The 18,201-nt window shown below is 72.0% G+C and carries 17 protein-coding genes and 2 tRNA genes; 17 read left to right on the forward strand and 2 right to left on the reverse strand.

Annotated features, from left to right (window positions below; all coding sequences use genetic code 11):
* The first annotated feature begins 218 nt into the window (after positions 1–218).
* From ACZ45Z_RS05720 to ACZ45Z_RS05735, 4 genes are all read left to right on the forward strand, one after another.
* Entirely contained in the window at positions 219–713 is a 495-nt protein-coding gene (locus ACZ45Z_RS05720; RefSeq protein ID WP_468356598.1) for a hypothetical protein, read from the forward strand.
* A gap of 117 nt (positions 714–830) precedes the next feature.
* The gene (locus ACZ45Z_RS05725) at positions 831–2,099 is read left to right on the forward strand and encodes a glutamate-5-semialdehyde dehydrogenase (RefSeq protein ID WP_468356602.1); all 1,269 of its coding nucleotides are present in this window, start codon (positions 831–833) and stop codon (positions 2,097–2,099) included.
* Between the two features lie 62 nt (positions 2,100–2,161).
* Positions 2,162–2,851 (forward strand): SCO2584 family spore wall biosynthesis protein, encoded by a 690-nt coding sequence (locus ACZ45Z_RS05730; RefSeq protein ID WP_468356605.1) that lies wholly within the window; start codon positions 2,162–2,164, stop codon positions 2,849–2,851.
* A gap of 101 nt (positions 2,852–2,952) precedes the next feature.
* Positions 2,953–4,083, forward strand: a complete 1,131-nt coding sequence (locus ACZ45Z_RS05735) for an SCO2583 family membrane protein (protein ID WP_468356608.1) — start codon at positions 2,953–2,955, stop codon at positions 4,081–4,083.
* Here ACZ45Z_RS05735 and ACZ45Z_RS05740 read toward each other — a convergent pair.
* On the reverse strand, positions 4,046–5,146 hold the full coding sequence (locus ACZ45Z_RS05740) for a M48 family metallopeptidase (RefSeq protein WP_468356611.1): 1,101 nt from the start codon (positions 5,144–5,146) through the stop codon (positions 4,046–4,048). The two genes, ACZ45Z_RS05735 and ACZ45Z_RS05740, sit on opposite strands and share 38 nt — an antisense overlap.
* Positions 5,147–5,277: 131 nt before the next feature.
* Here ACZ45Z_RS05740 and ACZ45Z_RS05745 point away from each other — a divergent pair, with 131 nt between their 5' ends.
* The 9 genes from ACZ45Z_RS05745 to ACZ45Z_RS05785 all read left to right on the forward strand — a co-directional run bounded on the left by ACZ45Z_RS05745 (position 5,278) and on the right by ACZ45Z_RS05785 (position 10,429).
* Positions 5,278–5,433, forward strand: coding sequence for a hypothetical protein (locus tag ACZ45Z_RS05745; RefSeq protein WP_468356614.1), 156 nt, complete (start codon positions 5,278–5,280; stop codon positions 5,431–5,433).
* A 110-nt stretch (positions 5,434–5,543) separates the two neighbouring features.
* Positions 5,544–5,705: a hypothetical protein gene (locus ACZ45Z_RS05750; protein WP_468356617.1), complete on the forward strand. Its 162-nt coding sequence runs from the start codon at positions 5,544–5,546 to the stop codon at positions 5,703–5,705.
* Positions 5,706–5,760: 55 nt separating this feature from the next.
* On the forward strand, positions 5,761–6,372 hold the full coding sequence (gene nadD / locus ACZ45Z_RS05755) for a nicotinate-nucleotide adenylyltransferase (RefSeq protein WP_468356620.1): 612 nt from the start codon (positions 5,761–5,763) through the stop codon (positions 6,370–6,372).
* Positions 6,373–6,397: 25 nt separating this feature from the next.
* Positions 6,398–8,227: an LCP family protein gene (locus ACZ45Z_RS05760; protein WP_468356623.1), complete on the forward strand. Its 1,830-nt coding sequence runs from the start codon at positions 6,398–6,400 to the stop codon at positions 8,225–8,227.
* A gap of 239 nt (positions 8,228–8,466) precedes the next feature.
* Complete coding sequence (rsfS, locus tag ACZ45Z_RS05765; protein WP_468356626.1) at positions 8,467–8,901, forward strand: ribosome silencing factor; 435 nt, start codon at positions 8,467–8,469, stop codon at positions 8,899–8,901.
* Positions 8,898–9,551 carry a histidine phosphatase family protein gene (locus tag ACZ45Z_RS05770; protein ID WP_468357372.1) on the forward strand — a complete coding sequence of 218 codons (654 nt, stop codon included), beginning with the start codon at positions 8,898–8,900 and terminating at the stop codon, positions 9,549–9,551. Before rsfS ends, ACZ45Z_RS05770 begins: the two co-directional genes overlap by 4 nt.
* A gap of 112 nt (positions 9,552–9,663) precedes the next feature.
* Positions 9,664–9,736 (forward strand) — tRNA-Ala (locus ACZ45Z_RS05775).
* Positions 9,737–10,012: 276 nt separating this feature from the next.
* On the forward strand, positions 10,013–10,192 hold the full coding sequence (locus ACZ45Z_RS05780; protein WP_468357375.1) for a hypothetical protein: 180 nt from the start codon (positions 10,013–10,015) through the stop codon (positions 10,190–10,192).
* Positions 10,193–10,195: 3 nt separating this feature from the next.
* Positions 10,196–10,429 (forward strand): hypothetical protein, encoded by a 234-nt coding sequence (locus ACZ45Z_RS05785; protein WP_004571982.1) that lies wholly within the window; start codon positions 10,196–10,198, stop codon positions 10,427–10,429.
* A 62-nt stretch (positions 10,430–10,491) separates the two neighbouring features.
* Here the strand turns inward: ACZ45Z_RS05785 and ACZ45Z_RS05790 are convergent, their stop codons facing one another.
* Positions 10,492–11,817, reverse strand: coding sequence for a glycosyltransferase 87 family protein (locus ACZ45Z_RS05790; protein WP_468356630.1), 1,326 nt, complete (start codon positions 11,815–11,817; stop codon positions 10,492–10,494).
* Positions 11,818–11,969: 152 nt separating this feature from the next.
* Here ACZ45Z_RS05790 and ACZ45Z_RS05795 point away from each other — a divergent pair.
* From ACZ45Z_RS05795 to ACZ45Z_RS05810, 4 genes are all read left to right on the forward strand, one after another.
* Positions 11,970–12,042 (forward strand) — tRNA-Ala (locus ACZ45Z_RS05795).
* Positions 12,043–12,595: 553 nt separating this feature from the next.
* Positions 12,596–15,535, forward strand: a complete 2,940-nt coding sequence (locus tag ACZ45Z_RS05800; RefSeq protein WP_468356633.1) for a leucine--tRNA ligase — start codon at positions 12,596–12,598, stop codon at positions 15,533–15,535.
* A gap of 143 nt (positions 15,536–15,678) precedes the next feature.
* Positions 15,679–16,464: a hypothetical protein gene (locus ACZ45Z_RS05805; RefSeq protein WP_468356636.1), complete on the forward strand. Its 786-nt coding sequence runs from the start codon at positions 15,679–15,681 to the stop codon at positions 16,462–16,464.
* Positions 16,465–16,694: 230 nt separating this feature from the next.
* Positions 16,695–17,540 carry a DegV family protein gene (locus ACZ45Z_RS05810; RefSeq protein WP_468356639.1) on the forward strand — a complete coding sequence of 282 codons (846 nt, stop codon included), beginning with the start codon at positions 16,695–16,697 and terminating at the stop codon, positions 17,538–17,540.
* The last annotated feature ends 661 nt before the right edge of the window (positions 17,541–18,201 follow it).

Below are 18,201 nucleotides of genomic sequence, written 5' to 3' on the forward strand. Positions count from 1 at the left end.
CGCGGGGGAGACGCGGTCCGGTCCGCGGTGCGAAGACCAGCCTTTCCACGCAGACCTTCGTCAAAACGGCCCCGCGACGGCTCGCGGGCTGGTCAACTTTGTTGCGGGGCGCCGTAGGGGAACGGCGCCCGCAGCGCGAGAGCGCACGCCGAAGTACGACCGCACAATCGGCTCCGCACCCCCGGGCGCGGAGCGATTCGCATCACAGGAGGCCGCCGGTGAGACGAGGGCGCCCAGGGGCACCGCCCCGAGGGACGGCGGAGCGCACCCTGACCAGTGTCGGGACCGGTGAGGACGCCGGCCGGCCGGGTCAGGAGAAACGGGCGGAGCGGGACGCGGCGCGGCCGGCGCCGCGGGGCGAGTGCCAGGACGCCTCTCGGCTGTGGCACATCACCCTCAGCGTCTCGGGGGCCGAGGCTCCCCTGAAGGAGGTCCGGCGGGCGCTCGAACAGCTCGCTCACGACCATCCCTTCCTGCTGACCAGCCGCTACGCCAACGACCACGCCGAGATCCGCTACTGGGAGGAGGCGCGGGACCTGCACGACGCCGCGGCCGTCGCACTGCGGCTGTGGGGCGAACACCGCTCGACGGCCAACCTGCCGCCGTGGGAGATCGTCGGCCTGGAGGTCATCGACCGCGAGACCTACCACCAGCGCATCGCGGAGGGCTACGGCCCGCCACCGGCGTCACCGGTCGGCGTGCATCCCTACTGAGGCGGCGCGCGTCGCCGCTCAAGGATCCGGCCCGACGGCACCCGCAGCCGTGGGACGAGCGTCCCGCACTGTGAAATGCGGCATGGCCGCGGCCCGCCACCCGGTTAGGCTGCGGCCATGACCAGCAGCACAGCGCACTCCTCGCCCGTCCTTGAGACCGCCCGCCGCGCGAAGGAGGCGGCCGCCCTTCTGGCGCCGCTGCCGCGCACGGTCCGTGACGGAGCGCTGCTCGCCATCGCCGACGCCCTGGTGGCCCGCACCGACGCGATCGTCGCCGCGAACGCCGAGGACACCGCCAAGGCGCGGGCGGCCGGCACCGCCGAATCGATCGTCGACCGGCTCACCCTCACCCCGGAGCGGATCGCCGCGATCGCCGCGGACGTCCGCCAGGTCGTCGCGCTGCCCGACCCGGTGGGCGAGGTGGTGCGTGGCTCGACGCTGCCCAACGGCCTCGACCTGCGCCAGGTCCGCGTCCCGCTCGGCGTCATCGGCATCATCTACGAGGCCCGGCCCAACGTGACGGTCGACGCCGCCGCCCTGTGCCTGAAGTCCGGCAACGCCGTGCTGCTGCGCGGCTCCTCCTCCGCGTACGCCTCCAACAGCGCCCTCGTGGACGTCCTGCGGGACGCCGTCGGGAGCGCCGGGCTGCCCGCCGACGCGGTGCAGCTCGTACCGGGCGAGAGCCGCGAGTCGGTGCGCGAGCTGATGCGCGCCCGCGGCCTGGTCGACGTGCTCATCCCGCGCGGCGGCGCCTCCCTGATCCGTACGGTCGTCGAGGAGTCCACCGTCCCGGTGATCGAGACCGGCACCGGCAACTGCCACGTCTACGTCGACGAGGCCGCCGACATCGACATGGCCCTCGACATCCTCATCAACTCCAAGGCCCAGCGGCCCAGCGTCTGCAACGCCGCCGAGACGGTGCTGGTGCACGCGGGAATCGCCGAGAAGTTCCTGCCGCGCGCCCTGGAGGCGCTGACCCAGGCCGGTGTGCTCGTGCACGGCGACGCGGCCTGGCAGCAGGCCGGCCCCGGCCTGGTCGCCCCGGCCACCGACGAGGACTGGGCGACGGAATACCTCTCGTACGACATCGCGGCCGCCGTCGTGCCCGACCTGGACGCCGCCGTGGCGCACATCCGCCGCTGGACCTCCGGCCACACCGAGGCCATCGTCACCACCTCGCAGGCCGCCGCCCGCCGCTTCACCCAGTTGGTGGACTCCACGACCGTCGCGGTCAACGCCTCCACCCGCTTCACCGACGGCGGCCAGTTCGGCTTCGGCGCCGAGATCGGCATCTCCACGCAGAAGCTGCACGCCCGCGGCCCCATGGGCCTGCCGGAGCTGACCTCCACCAAGTACATCGTCACGGGAGACGGCCACACCCGCTGAACCATCCCCCGGATTCCTCGTTCTCCCTGCCCAAAGTGACGGGCCGGGGCTAATCTGGACGGGTGCCGGACGACGTGGGGGGCAAGCCGTTCCCGGACGGTGAAGAGCCCGACGAGCACCACCACGGGAGCCACGGAAGAGCGGACGAGGAGTTCGCCTCCGTGGTCTTCGACGAGGAGTTCGTCCGGGCCGCGCGGATCCATGAGCCCTCGGCGGTCGAGCGGATGCTCGCCGCCGCGCAGGCGCGCGCCGAGGCCGAGGCCCGCTCGGGCGCCGGATTCGGCCCGGACGGCGCGGAGGAGCCCGAGGGCGAGGTCGGACCGCGCACCCGCCGGCGCCGCCGCCGCGGCCAGGACGGCTGGGACCCCGAAACCGGCGACGTCGACGCCTACGGCGACCGCACCGATCACGCCGCGTACGGCGAATACGACGCATACGGGCCGTACAGCCCCTACGGTCCCTATGGCGGCGCGCTGCGCCCCTACCGCGGCAGTGCCCGCTGGCACCGCCCGGTGGCCTGGGTGCTGGCCGTGGTGATGGGCATCGGGCTCGTCGCTCTGGCCTTCAGCGCCGTCTACCGCGGCGCCTCCGGGCGCGGCCAGGGCCCCGCCCCGTCCTCGTCCTCCAGCGGGGTGGACGCGCCCTCCTCCGGCGGCCCCGACGGCGTCCGGCCCGGGCACCCCGGCCTGCTGCCGTCCGCGTCCGCCGGCTCCCCGGGGCCGTCGGCCTCCGCCGCTCCCCGGGCCCGCTGACGCCGCCGCCCCACGCCCGGCGGTAAGCGGAGCACGGGCGTCCGGTGAAGTCGCCGCCACCGTCGCGTTTACGGCGGCCCCGGCAGACCTACCCTTGTTGTATGAGCGGGCCTGGTGACCCTCCCGAAGGGACGCCCAACGGCGCCCCGGGAGGTGGTGAGGACGAATACCGATCCGTTGTCTTCGACGAATCGTTTGTGCGTGCTGCCCGGCTGCAGGAGTTCTCCGCTGACGAGCGGCTGGGCGAGCATCACGCGCCGGCCGTCAAACCCCGCCACCGCTGGCTGCTGCGGGCCGGCGGCCCCCGGCAGGCACTCCTGCTCGTCCTGCTGATAGTGCTCGCCTTCGGCACCGCCGTCTACATGGGCGTACGCCACCCCTACAAAACCCCGCAGGCTGTCCTTGCGCAGCCGCTGCGCTCCTCCGTCGTGCCGCTCGCGCCCGGCCAGGCCGTCCCGGGCGCCACCCCCGACGACCTCTTCGCGCACAGCCCGGCGGCCGATTTCCGGATCGGGGCCGCCGGCGTCAACCTGCCCGTCGTCGAACGCACCGCGCACTTCTCCGACGGCCAGATCGTCGCCGCCCTGACCATCGCCAAGGACTACCTCGTCCGCTCCTCGCTGGATCCGGCCACCCTCACCCAAGGCTCCGTACGGCCGGTCCGGCTGCTGCTCGACACCGGCCAACTCGACCAGTTCGACCGGAGCCTGGCGCGTCCTGACGACGACGGGCGCCACGCGGCGACCGGCTGGCTGGTCCGCTTCGACCCCCGGACGACCGAACTCGCCGACCCGGAAGTCCGCGTCAACGGCACGCTCTCGGCAACGGAGTTGAGCCCTGACGCCCTGGCCATCACCGCGGACTACACCTTCGTCTACGCCGTGCGGCCCACCGACGGCGCGCAGCGGACCGGCGCCGTGAACCAGGGCACCGGCAAGGTCACCCCGGGCGCCGCCTCGCTGTTCACCGTCCGCCGGGAGGTGCACTTCCGCCTCGGCCGGGACGACCTCGGCGACCACCGCCTGGAGGTGCTGCAGAGCAACCTCCAAGCGGGACCGCTGGCCTGCTCCTCGAACCCGGCCGACACGCTGCGCCCGCTGCTCGCCGGACAGCGGGCCGGCGACGACGGGCCGGCGAGCACCGATCCCTACTCCGAGAACCGGACCAACGCCGCGCTGTGCGGGAAGCTGGCGGCTACTTCCCAGCCGGACCCGAGCCACCCGATCCGTTAGCGCCGCCCTCGCCGCCGGACCCCTCCGGCCGCGAACCGCCGCGGAAGACCGTGTCGCGCAGCTTGCCGCCCAGGTCGCCCGCCCCGCCCGCGATGTCGCGCACCAGGCCCATGAGCGGGTCCTTGCTGTTGCGCACCGTGTCGGCGTAGTGGTTCGCCGACTCCTTGAACGAGTCGGAGACGGAGGTGTCCTTGTCGCCGTCCCGGCGCGGGTAGTGGCCGTCCATGATCCGCTGGTAGTCGCGGCTGGCCGCCCACTTCTTCAGCTCGGCCGCCCGCACGGTGGTGAACGGGTGGCTGCGCGGCAGGAGGTTGAGGATCTTCAGCACGGAGTCGCGCAGGTCGCCGCCCGACTCGTATTCCTCCGCCTGCTCCAGGAAGGCGTCCACGTTCATCTCGTGCAGGTGATTACCGCCGGCCAGCTTCATCAGGCCGCGCATCGAAGCCTTCAGGTCCTGCCCGACCAGCAGTCCGGCCCGGTCAGCGGACAGCTCCGACTTGCGGAACCACTCGCGCAGCGCCGTCACGATCGCCATGATCGCGACATTGCCCAGCGGGATCCAGGCGACCTTCAGGGCGAGGTTCGTCAGGAACAGCAGCACCGTGCGGTAGACGGCGTGCCCGGACAGGGCGTGCCCCACCTCATGGCCGATGACCGCCCGCATCTCCTCCTCGTCCAGGAGCTCGACCAGGCCGGTCGTCACCACGATGATCGGCTCGTCCAGGCCGATGCACATGGCGTTGGGCTGCGGGTCCTGATTGACGTACATCGGCGGGACCTTCTCCAGGTCCAGGATGTAACAGGCGTCGCGCAGCATGTCGTTCAGGTGGGCGAACTGCTGCTCGCCGACCCGGACGGAGTCCGACAGGAACAGCAGCCGCAGGCTGCGCTCCGGCAACAAGCCGCTGAGCGTCTTGAAGACCGTGTCGAACCCGCTCAGCTTGCGCAGCGCCACCAGCGCCGAGCGGTCCGCCGGGTGCTCGTAGGACCGCGAGGAGATTCCGGGGAAACGCCTGCGGTCACGGCTCGGTACGTTTTCGCTGCCGCCTGGGCTCTCCGACATTGGGGCCTCCCCCTGTTCGACTGCGTGTGTTCAGACTAGAGGACGCCACTGACAGGCGATTGGATGCCCGGGCGTACGCTGGCGATCGCACCGATGACCGCACAGGCCCGTACAAAAGGGAGCGCACCGTCATGACGAATCCGAGCGTGCTGCTCGCGGCCGCCGTCCAGGAGACCTCCAAAGCCGACGGCCCCGGATGGGCGCTGCGCACCGTGATCATCGTCGGCGTCGTGGGCGCGGTCCTCCTGGGCTGGTTCCTGCTGCGCGGCTACGGCGACAAGGACTGACGACCGGGCCCCGGCGGGCCCGTGCGCGGAGTCGCCGTGAGCCCGCGGTGAACTGATGCTTACGATGTGGCGGACGTCTCTACCCGACTCAGCCCGGATTGGTCCCGACAATGAGCCTGCACTCCACCGCACAGTCCCTGGTCTCCCTCGCCGAAGGCGAGCACGGGGGTGGCGGTCACGCCAGCCTCAGCCCGCTCGTGACCGGCGGCGGCGCACTGATTGTCCTGCTTCTCCTGCTCTGGATCACGACGCGTTTCAACCGCGACCGCTGAGCCTTCCCCGCACCCGGCCCCCGGCACGGCGCGCCGCCCAGTAGGGTCTGCACGCATGGGAGAGCACACAGGGCCCGTGAAGCGGCGACTCGGAGTGATGGGCGGCACGTTCGACCCGATCCATCACGGACACCTGGTCGCCGCCAGCGAGGTGGCCAGCCAGTTCCACCTCGACGAGGTCATCTTCGTGCCGACGGGGCAGCCGTGGCAGAAGAGCCACAAGAAGGTGTCCCCGGCCGAGGACCGGTATCTGATGACGGTCATCGCGACCGCCTCGAACCCGCAGTTCTCCGTCAGCCGCATCGACATCGACCGCGGCGGCAAGACGTACACCATCGACACCCTGCGTGATCTGCGTGCCCAGCACCAGGACGCGGACCTGTTCTTCATCACCGGCGCCGACGCGCTCGGCCAGATCCTGACCTGGCACGACGCCAAGGAGCTGGTCTCGCTCGCCCACTTCATCGGCGTCACCCGGCCCGGCCACGTCCTCGCGGACCCCGGGCTGCCCGAAGGCGCGGTGTCCTTGATCGAGGTGCCCGCGCTGGCCATTTCGTCGACCGACTGCCGGGCGCGCGTCGTCCAGGGGGAGCCGGTCTGGTATCTGGTGCCGGACGGCGTGGTGCGCTACATCGACAAAAAGCAGTTGTACCGCGACGACCGCTGACGGGGCTGACGGAAAGGGGCGACCGGTGAGCGACCGACAGGAACCGTACGGGCCGCAGGACCCGTATGCCCGCGACCCGTATGCCCGGGAGCAGGGGCAGCCGGGCTACACCTATGACGCCTACGGGCAGCCGGTGTACCAGGAAGAGGCGCGGCAGCCGTACGAGCAGCGGTACGACCAGTACGGCCGGCCGGTCGCCCCCGCGGCCACGGCCTACGACGGCTACGACCCCTACGACGGCGGGCAGGCCGCCGCGCCCTACGGGGAAGAGCGGTACCAGGGGCAGCAGGGATACGACGCCTACGGCCAGGGCGGTCCGGCACAGCAGCCCGGCTACCCCCAGCAGTACGACCCGTACGCCCAGCCCCAGCAGCCACCGGCTCACCAGCAGCAGCCACCGCGGCAGGACTGGATCCCCCAGCAGGCGCCCCAACCGCCGTACGAGCAGGCGCCGTACGAGCAGAGCCCGTACGAGGAGCGGCAGCCCCGCTACGACGAGCAGCCCCGCTACGACGAGGCCGGGCCCCGGCAGTACGACCGGGCGCGGCCCCCGGCGCAGCGCGGCGCGCCCTCCGGCACCGCCGCGTCCGACGAGGCCCCGGAGTACCGCACCGAGCAGTTCTCGTTCATCGAGGAGCCCGACGAGGACTCCGAAGACGTCATCGACTGGCTGAAGTTCACCGAGAGCCGCACCGAGCGCCGCGAGGAGGCCAAGCGCCGCGGCCGCAGCCGGATCGTCGCGCTCTGCGTCGTGCTGGCCCTCGTGGTGGCCGGCGGTGTCGGCTATCTGTGGTGGGCGGGCAAGCTGCCCGGACTGGCCGGCCCGGACACCGGTGGGACCGTGGCCGGCGGCGGCCAGAAGCGAGACGTGCTCGTGGTGCACCTGCGGGACACCAAGAGCGGCAACAGCTCCACGGCGCTGCTGGTGGACAACGAGACCACCCACAAGGGCACCACCGTCCTCCTGCCCAACAACCTCGTCGTCTCCAAGGACGACGGGACCACCACCACCCTCGGCAAGTCCGTCAAGGACGAGGGCGTCGACCCGACCCGGGAGTCCCTCAACTCCCTCCTGGGCGCCGACCTCAAGGCGAGCTGGCGGCTGGACACCCCGTATCTGGAAAACCTCGTCGAGACGGTCGGCGGGATCACCCTCGACACCGACGCCACCGTGCCCGGCGCCAAGAAGGGCGACGCCCCGGCCGTCAAACAGGGCCGAGGACAGCTCCTCAACGGACAGGCGGCCGTCGCGTACGCCACCTACCAGGGGCCGGGCGAGACCCAGACCGCGCAGCTCCAGCGGTTCGGGCAGATCATGCAGGCCACGCTGAAGAAGGTCTCCAGCGACGCGGACGGCGCCACCGCCGTCGTCAAGACGCTCCTCCAGGTGCTCGACCCGCCGCTCACGGAGGCCCAGCTCGGCAGCTCGCTGGCGCAGCGGGCCGAGCTGGCGAAGACCGGGGCCTACGGCACGACGATGCTGCCGGTGCGCACGAACGGCACCCTCAGCCAGGAGGCGTCGGCGCGCGTGGTCAAGGACGTCCTTGGCGGCACGGTCAAGAAGACCGCCCCCGACGTGACCGCCCGGGTCGCGGTCCGCAACGCCGGCGGCGGCGCGCGAGCCACCGGAAAGGCGCAGGTCGCCCTGGTCAACGGTGGCTACACCTTCGTCGACGGCGGTACCGCCGACGCGCCCGTGGCCGTCTCCCAGGTGACGTACGCGGACGCCGGCCAGAAGGCGAAGGCGGAAGAGGTGGCCAAGACGCTGGGGCTGCGGACGAGTGTGGTCAAGCGGGGCCAGGGCGCCTCGAACGCCGACATCACCGTCGTACTGGGCCAGGACTTCAGGGGCTGACGGCACGGTCGGGCCCGTGGCCGGGCCTGGGGCCGGGCCGACCGGAGGCCCCGGGCTGCCCGGTCCGCCACCGGCCTCGCGCGCGGGTTCGAAAAGCCCGCCGGGAGTGTCGGTGGTCCGTGAGACCCTTGAGGGGTATCTGACCGCTGATCCGGCCGCCCCGGGCCACGGCGCGCCGCGGCCCCGCCGCGAGCCGCCCGCCCCGGCCGGAGAAGCTGCCCTCGACCGGAAAGCCGCTTGTGACCGCCACGGACCGCTCCATCGAGCTCATCAACGCCGCCGCTCAGGCAGCGGCCGACAAGCTCGCGCACGACATCATCGCGTACGACGTCAGCGACGTCCTCTCCATCACCGACGCCTTCCTGCTGGCCTCGGCGCCCAACGACCGCCAGGTGAAGTCGATCGTCGACGAGATCGAAGAGCGCCTGAGCAAGGAGCTCGGCGCCAAGCCGGTCCGCCGCGAGGGCGACCGCGAGGCCCGCTGGGTGCTGCTCGACTACATCGACATCGTCGTCCACGTCCAGCACAGCGAGGAGCGTGTGTTCTACGCCCTCGAGCGCCTGTGGAAGGACTGCCCCGAGCTGGACCTCCCCGAGGAGGCCAAGGCGACCCGCGGCAAGGCCGCCGCGCACGCCGAGACCGCGGCGGACGAGCAGGACGGAGAGCTGCGCTGAACGGCACCAAGGGCGGCCGGGGCCGCCGCATAGTCCTCTGGCGCCATGGCCAGACCGCCTGGAATCTGGAGCGCCGCTTCCAGGGCTCGACGGACATCGAGCTGACGGAGGAGGGCCTGGGACAGGCGCGCCGCGCGGCCCGGCTGCTCGCGGCCCTCAAGCCGGACGCGATCATCGGCTCCGACCTCCAGCGGGCCGCGGCCACGGCCCGCGAGCTGGCCGCTCTGACCCGGCTGGACGTCACCTATGACGCGGCCCTGCGGGAGACCTACGCGGGCTCCTGGCAGGGCCTGACGCACGAGGAGATCGTCGAGCGGTACGGCGAACAGTACGCCGCCTGGAAGCGCGGCGAGCCGGTGCGGCGCGGCGGCGGCGAACTGGAGACCGAGGTCGCCGACCGGGCCGCCCCGTATGTCCTCGGTCACGCCGGCAAACTCCCCGACGGCGGCACCCTGGTCGTCGTCAGCCACGGCGGCACGATCCGCACCACCATCGGGCGGCTCCTGGGCTTGGACGCCCACCACTGGGAGGGCCTGGGCGGTCTGTCGAACTGCTGCTGGTCCGTGCTGGGCGAGGGAGCCCGCGGCTGGCGCCTGCTGGAGCACAACGCCGGCACCCTGCCGGAGCCCGTGCTCGGCGACGACGACTGAGCCCCGCGCCCGGGGCCGGCCGACCGGATTTCACATCTGGGCAGGTCGCAGGCTAAAGTTCTTCTTGTTCGCGGCGCCGCCGGGGGAAACCCGGAGGGGCGGAACAAGATCCGGGGCTATAGCTCAGTTGGTAGAGCGCCTGCATGGCATGCAGGAGGTCAGGAGTTCAATTCTCCTTAGCTCCACAACCCGGAAGATCCCGTCTCCCTCAGGAGGCGGGATCTTCGCGTTGGGCAGGCGGGTGTGCGCGCCGGGGGAGCGGCGCCGCGCCTGCCGGCCGTTCCTCGCCCCCTCCGGTGGGCCGGCGCGGGCTCCGTTTGCTAAGGCGGGCCTGACCCGGCCCCCGGTCCGTGGCAGAATCGGACGGCGCCGGCAGGGGAGGAGATATCGCGATGCCCACGAGCATCCTCGGGGAGGTCACTGACCTGCTCGAAGTGGCCGAGGCGCGACGTTGTGACAGTCTGCCGGAATCCGCGCTCCGCTTCACCGGACCGGTCGGCGGTCCTGGATCCACATGCCGGGGTGGCGATGCTTCCGCTTTGCAGTGCCCCTCTTGCGGGTCGGTCCATGTCGCCCAAGTCCTAGGCGACAACGGAGGAATCTCCTTCGTCTGTACGGCCTGCGGCCACAGTTGGAGCTGACTGATGGGCGCCCACAGCAGGAAATGCGACTGGTGCGGCAGCGGTACGCCGATCGTCCGTGACATGGAACCGGTCAACGCCGACTACCAGTACTGGTGCGAGGAATGCGCGCGCGCCCTGGTCATAAAAGGCGACCCCATCGAGACGTACCGGGAACTGGACGGGGAGCCGATCTACGGGCGCCTGCTGGACGAGCACTGCACCCTCAAGCGGTTCTACTCGTTCGCGACGGCCTGAGCGGAGAAACCGTTTCTCCTGGCGGCCGTTGACGGGGCGTCCGGTGCGGTGCCCGCGCGCGGTCACCCCGTCGGAGGCTCCACGGCCCGCTCCCGGCGCCCCTGGAGCCGCCGCAGCCGGACCGCCGTCAGCGCGAGCAGCGCCAGACCGGCGAGCGGGTAGACCCCGGAGAGCAGCATCTGGCCGCCGTTTTGGCGCAGTTCCTCGTGGTGGTGCCAGCGGTGCGGCACCCACCACAGCGCGAACGAGGCGAACAGCAGGGCCATCAGGACGGTCGTCACCCACCAGCGGCGCCCGGCGCGCCCGGTGCGGCGCATCGCCTCGGAGCCGAGCAGGACCAGGAACGGTACGGCCCACACCCAGTGATGCGACCACGATATGGGGCTGACCAGCAGCGCGGTCGCCGCGCACGCGACGGCGGCCCAGGCGCGCTCGCCGCGCAGCAGCGCCCCGGTCGCCAGGGTCAGCCCGAGCACGGCCGTCAGCCCTGCCACGACGAGCCAGGCGGCACCCGGATCGTGCGTGTGCAGCAGCCGGGCGAGGACGCCGCGCAGCGACTGATTCGCGGTGATCTCCACCTCACCGACCCGGTCGGCGGCGAACACGATCTCGGTCCAGAAGCGGCGGGAGTCGCCCGGCAGGGCCAGGGCGGACAGGAGCACGGTGGCGAGGAAGGTCACACAGGCGACGGCGGCCTGCCGCAGCCACGGATTCCAGGCGCCGCGCACCCCCGCGCCGGCCCGCAGGAGCTGCCCGGCGCGGACCGCTCCGGCCAGCGCCAGGAAGACGGCGAAGAGGGCCGGCGTGAGCTTGATGCCGGCCGCCAACCCGATGCCGACGCCCGCCCACCGGTGGGTGTCCTTACGGGTCAGGTCCCACAGGACCAGCACGGCGAGGAGGAGGTTGATCTGGCCGTAGCGCAACGTCGTCCACACCGGCTCGCACCACACCAGAAGGGCGGAGACGGCGAGCGTCGCCGCGGGACGGGGCAGTCGGAGGGGCCGGCCGGCCAGGCGCAGCGAGAGATGTACGACACCCACCAGGAGCAGCAGGTTGCCCGCGGTGGCGAGCGTCCGCATCGTGGGGACGTCGAAGACGGTCAGCGGGGTGAAGAGCAACGCGGCGAAGGGCGGATAGGTGTTGGGCAGGTGCGCCGAGGTCGCCACCAAGTCGTAGAGGGAGTCGCCGTTGCGGGCGGTCCAGCCCTCGGCGCGGTAGACCATCAGGTCGATCATGGTCACGTGCAGGAGGCGCTGGACGATCCAGCAGGCGGCGAGCGAGATGCCGCAGGCCAGGGCGGCCATCAGGGTCGGGCGCCGGCGCAGGAGGCCCCGGCCGGGGCCGGCGTCGCTGGGGTCGGTGGGCTGTTCCAGCTCCAGCGCGGTCACGGCGTACGGCTCCCCAGGACGAATCGGGCACGGATCGCCGACAGTACCGCGCGTCTCCCTCAAGGGCCGCCGGTAAACCGATTTGGCAGAAGCCCGGGAGATCCGTGTAATGTAGGCGATGCCGCAGCGGGGAACCGCGCGGGGCAAGACCTGGGGCTATAGCTCAGTTGGTAGAGCGCCTGCATGGCATGCAGGAGGTCAGGAGTTCAATTCTCCTTAGCTCCACAGAACACAGAGCGGGTCGTCCGGAATCGGACGGCCCGCTCTGTCGTGCGCTGAGGGGCGGCCAGCGGCCGATGGCGGACCCGACAGGCTTCGCGACCGGCCCGCGCAACCACCGCGAAAGCGGGCGCACTTACGGTGCTCCGGCGCGCCGGGCACGACACCTCGCCGAACTGCCGCCGCCGTCCGGCGTCTTCTGTGACGGGCGACACCGGCGATACCGGCGAGCGGGGGCCTGCCGGAATCGGGCGACGACCCGCCCGACCCGCTCGGCAAGATCGTCGACGGTCGCCGCGCCGCGCCGGACGGGGCAAGGGACCCGGGCCGGGGCGGTCCTCGGCGCGGGCCCCGCACGCCTGCGGTACCCTGGCGCCATGCGTGCCGTACGCCTTCTGCTTAGCGGGCCGCGCTGATCAATCCGTCCGGGCCATCCGCTGTGGCCGCCCGGGTCGGCATCGGCGCGGCGTCCCCTCCTGTGCGAGGGGCATTTTTGTTTCCGCAGAAACCGTGTCCGCAGCAGCCGCAGGCAGAGACGATCGATGGAGCTTTGAGGACGATGAGCGAGACGACTAACTCCCCCGCTGCTGAGGGCGCGGGAGGTGCCCCCATCGAGGTGGCATCGCCGCACCGCTATACGGCCGCGCTGGCCGCGGACATCGAGGCACGCTGGCAGGACTTCTGGGAGGAACAGGGCACGTACGAGGCCCCGAACCCGACGGGTGAGCTGGCCGGCGAGGCCGCGCTGGTGGCCCGCCCCAAGAAGTTCATCATGGACATGTTCCCCTACCCCTCGGGCGCGGGCCTGCACGTCGGCCACCCCCTGGGCTTCATCGCCACCGACGTCTACGCCCGCCACCAGCGGATGACGGGCCACAACGTCCTGCACACGCTGGGCTTCGACGCCTTCGGCCTGCCCGCCGAGCAGTACGCCGTGCAGACCGGCACCCACCCGCGGGTCTCCACCGAGGCCAACATCGTCAACATGCGGCGCCAACTGCGCCGCCTGGGCCTGGGCCACGACCAGCGCCGCTCGATCGAGACGATCGACCCGGCGTACTACAAGTGGACCCAGTGGATCTTCCGGCAGATCTTCAATTCCTGGTACGACCCGGAGGCGGACGCCGCCCGCCCGATCGAGACCCTGATCGCGCAGTTCGAGGACGGCACCCGCCGGACCCCCGACGGCCGCCCCTGGGCGGAGCTGAGCAACGTCGAGCGGGCCGGCGTCCTGGGCGAGTACCGCCTGGCGTACGCCTCGGACGCGCCCGTCAACTGGTGCCCCGGCCTGGGCACGGTGCTGGCCAACGAGGAGGTCACCGCCGACGGCCGCTCCGAGCGCGGCAACTACCCGGTGTTCAAGGCCAAGCTGCGCCAGTGGAACATGCGCATCACCGCCTACGCCGACCGGCTGCTGAACGACCTGGACGCGCTGGACTGGCCGGAGGCCATCAAGCTGCAGCAGCGCAACTGGATCGGCCGGTCCGAGGGCGCGCGGGTCGACTTCCCGGTGGGGGACGAGAAGATCACCGTCTTCACCACCCGCCAGGACACCCTGTTCGGCGCGACGTACATGGTCCTGGCGCCCGAGCACCCGCTGATCGCCGGCGCGGAGAACGGCAATGGCGCGGGCAACGGCACCGGCTCGATCGTGCCGGACGCCTGGCCCGAGGGCACCCATGAGGTGTGGACCGGCGGTCACGCCACCCCGGCCGACGCCGTCGCCGCCTACCGCAAGCAGGCCGCGTCGAAGTCGGACGTCGAGCGGCAGGCCGAGGCCAAGGACAAGACCGGCGTCTTCACCGGCGTCTACGCGACCAACCCGGTCAGCGGCGAGCGGGTCCCGGTCTTCATCGCCGACTACGTCCTGATGGGCTACGGCACCGGCGCGATCATGGCCGTCCCGGCGCACGACAGCCGTGACTTCGCCTTCGCCCGCGCCTTCGAACTGCCGATGCGCTGCGTCGTCGAGCCGTCCGACGACCGCGGCACCGACCCCGCCACCTGGGACGACGCCTTCGCCTCGTACGACGCGAAGATCGTCAACTCCTCCGGCGAGAGCGTTTCGCTGGACGGCCTGGGCGTGGCCGAGGCCAAGGCGAAGATCACCGACTGGCTGGCCGCCAACGGCATCGGCGAGGGCACCGTCAACTTCCGGCTGCGCGACTGGCTGTTCAGCCGCCAGCGCTACTGGGGCGAGCCGTTCCCCATCGTCTACGACGAGGACGGCGTGGCGCACGCCCTGCCCGAATCGATGCTGCCGCTGGAACTGCCCGAGGTCGAGGACTACTCGCCGCGCACGTTCGACCCGGACGACGCCGACACCCAGCCCGAGACCCCGCTGTCGCGCAACGAGGACTGGGTCTACGTCGACCTGGACCTGGGCGACGGCGCCGGCGTCAAGCGCTACCGCCGCGAGACCAACACCATGCCCAACTGGGCCGGTTCCTGCTGGTACGAGATGCGCTACCTGGACCCGACCAACGCCGACGCGCTGGTCGACCCGGGCATCGAGCAGTACTGGATGGGCCCGCGCGAGGGCCGGCCGGCCGGTGGCGTCGACCTGTACGTCGGCGGCGCCGAGCACGCCGTACTGCACCTGCTGTACGCCCGCTTCTGGTCCAAGGTCCTGCACGACCTGGGGCACGTCTCGTCCTCGGAGCCGTTCCACAAGCTGTACAACCAGGGCATGATCCAGGCGTTCGTCTACCGGGACAGCCGTGGTATCGCCGTCCCGGCCGCCGAGGTCGAGGAGCGCGACGGCGCGTACTACTACCAGGGCGAGAAGGTCAGCCGGGTCCTGGGCAAGATGGGCAAGTCCCTGAAGAACGCCGTCACCCCGGACGAGATCTGCGCCGAGTTCGGCGCGGACACGCTGCGGCTGTACGAGATGGCGATGGGCCCGCTGGACGTGTCCCGCCCGTGGGACACGCGTGCCGTCGTCGGCCAGTACCGCCTGCTGCAGCGGCTGTGGCGCAACGTCGTCGACGAGGCGACCGGCGAGGTCACCGTCGTCGACACCGAGCCGGACGAGGCCACGCTGCGGGCTCTGCACAAGGCGATCGACGGCGTCAGCCAGGACATGGCGAACCTGCGCTTCAACACCGCCATCGCCAAGGTCACCGAGCTGAACAACCACCTGACCAAGGCGGGCGGCCCGGTGTCGCGCACCGTCGCCGAACGGCTGGTGCTGCTGATCGCCCCGCTGGCGCCGCACATCGCCGAGGAACTGTGGCGCAAGCTGGGCCACACCGACACGGTGGTGCACGCGGACTTCCCTGTCGCCGACCCGGCGTACGTCGTGGACGAGACCGTGACCTGCGTCGTGCAGATCAAGGGCAAGGTCAAGGCCCGCCTGGAGGTCTCGCCGTCCATCTCGGACGCGGACCTGGAGACGGCCGCGCTGGCGGAGCCCGCGGTGGTCGCCGCGCTCGGCGGTGCGGGCATCCGCAAGGTGATCGTGCGGGCTCCGAAACTGGTGAACATCGTGCCGGCGTAGGTGCGCGGAGCGGTTCATGGGGGCTTTCCCCTACGGGCAGGTTGGGGGTTCCGAGGGAACCCGCGGCCTGCCCGCGCCGTTTACCGTGGGAGGAACAGGCGCGGGTTGCGAACCGGCGCCACCGACACCGCTGGGGGAAGCCCATGGAAGCCGTCGCCGCCATCTTCGGGCTGCTCTTCTTGCTGTTCGTCGCGGCCGGGGTATTCGTCACGGTCAAGGCCGTGAAGGCGGCCAAGCGGGGCGTGGACCGTACGGTCGCGCAGGCCCGCCGAACGGTCGAGGACACCGGCCTGCGGGCGCGGCAGCTCGCCCAGCCGGGGGTGATAGGAGAGCTGGCACAGCTCAGGCTGGCGCTGCGCACGTCGATGCGCGCCACTCAGGAAGTGCTGCGCACCGGCTCCCCGGAGGACGCCTCCCTCAGCGAGGCGATCGGCCTCTTCGAGCGGCTCAGCGCCCACGGCCATGAGCTGGACGACGAGCTCAGGCGGCTGGAGCGGGAGCCCGACAAGACCACGATCACGGCCCGCATGCCCGACCTGCGGGAGCGCACGGAGCGGATCACGCGCTCCGCGGAATCCCTGCGCTGGGCGGCGCGCGACCGGGCACGGAAGTTCGCCGACGACGACCTCGACGCGCTGAGCAGCCAGATCGACGTGGAGGCCGGGGCGCTGCGGCACTGGGCACGGGAGCCGATGGGGGAGGCCGGGGGTGGGCAGTCTGCGGCCGGGGAGCCCACGGCCGATGGGGGTGCGGGTGCCGGCGTGCGGCGGGGTTCGGCCTCCGGTGGGGCCGAGCGTCCGTCGTCCTGGGGCCCGGTCGCCGAGGAAGCTCCGGCGATCACCGCTCGCGACCCGCGCACCGAGCCGTCCTACCCGTGGCAGAAGGAGCCGCGGGAGCAGGAGGCCCACCGCACGCGGGGCACCACGTAACCCACGCGCACGGCGCGCCAGGGCCGGTGGCCGAGGCCGGGCTCGCGGGGTGGGGTGGGGGTCTTCCGGGGTGGGCCGGAGGTTTGCGCAGGCCCCGGGTCGACGGGCTCGGCAGACCCTTGGCCAAACGGGCTTGGCAGACGGGCTTGGCAGACCCTTGGCCAAAGCGGGAAGATCTTGGGGAGGGCCCGCACTGTCGGGCGCCGGCATCCCCGGATAACCTCCCAGTCATGTCCCGCCATGTCGCGATCGTCACCGATTCCACGGCCTACCTGCCGCGGGCGGCACTGGAGCGCCATCACATCACGGCCGTGCCGCTGACCGTCGTCCTCGGGGACCAGGCGCTGGAAGAGGGCACCGAGATCTCCGCGAGATCCGTGGCCCAGGCGCTGCAGAAGCGCCGCTCGGTGACGACGTCCCGGCCCAGCCCCGCCACCTTCGCGGACACCTATCGCGCGGTCGCCGAGAGCGGCGCGAGCGCCATCATCTCGCTGCACCTCTCCTCGGAGTTCTCCGGCACCTACGACGCGGCCGTGCTCGCGGCCAGGGAAGCGCCCGTGCCGGTCCGCGTCGTGGACACGGGCATGGTCGCGATGGCCCTCGGCTTCTGCGCCCTCGCGGCGGCGGAGACGGCCGAAGCCGGCGGCGACGTGGACGAGGCCGTGGCGGCCGCCGAGAAGCGCGCGGCCGGCACCTCGGCCTATTTCTACGTCGACACCCTCGACTATCTCCGGCGCGGCGGCCGGATCGGTGCGGCACAGGCGCTCTTCGGCTCCGCGCTCGCCGTCAAACCGCTCCTTCAACTGGCCGACGGGCGGATCGAACTCCTGGAGAAGGTCCGTACGGCGTCCAAGGCCATCGCGCGGCTGGAGGAGATCGCCGCGGACCGGGCGGGGGAGGGCCAGGTCGACATCGCGGTGCACCACCTCGCGGCGGCCGAACGCGCGGACGCGCTGGCCCAGCGGCTCCGGGAACGGGTGCCGGGGCTGCACGAGTTGCATGTGAGCGAGGTGGGGGCGGTGATCGGCGCCCACACCGGACCGGGGCTGCTGGGGGCCGTGATTTCCTCGCGGTGAGGTGGGTGCGGTGGGGGAGCGCCGTATGAGGGTGGGGAGAGCTCTTGTGGGGGACGGCGTTATCCCCAACTGAGTGGTTATCCACCGGATTTGACGCCGCTCGGCGGGATCGTCGCGAGATGCCTACCGTCGGTGGCTATGACCTCTCGATCGATTCCACCGGCTTCCCCGACTTCGGGCTCGCCCTCGCGGTGGTCCCCGGCCTCGTCCTCTTCTTCGCTCCCCTCCTCGCCCGCGTACTCGTCCTTGTCGTCTGCGTCGTCCGCGTCGTCTGCGTTGCCCTCCCGGGACTTGCCTCTCTCCGCGGCTTGGGCAGTGGTCTCGGGAGGTTCGAGTGCTGGGCCGGGGCGGGGTTCCGGTTCCGACGTGCGGGGGCGAGAGCGCCGACGAGCGCGGATGCGGGTGCGGGAGCGGGAGCGGGAGCGGGAGCGTACGCGTCGCGTCCGGCGTGCGGCCGGGCGGGCCGACCGGGGGCGTGACACGGCGGAGGCGGTGCGGGCTCGCGCCGCCGCGCTGTTCGCCGAGGAGGCCGAGGTAGCCGGACCCGTCGGCCTGGGCCCCGGCGACGATCCGCCGGATGCGCCGCGACGGCCTGCCCCTCCCCACGATCCTTCGCCCGGCGGACCGGACGCGCCCCGCGACCCTCCCGATTCCCCAGGGA

This window comes from Streptomyces sp. NPDC031210, assembly GCF_055570395.1.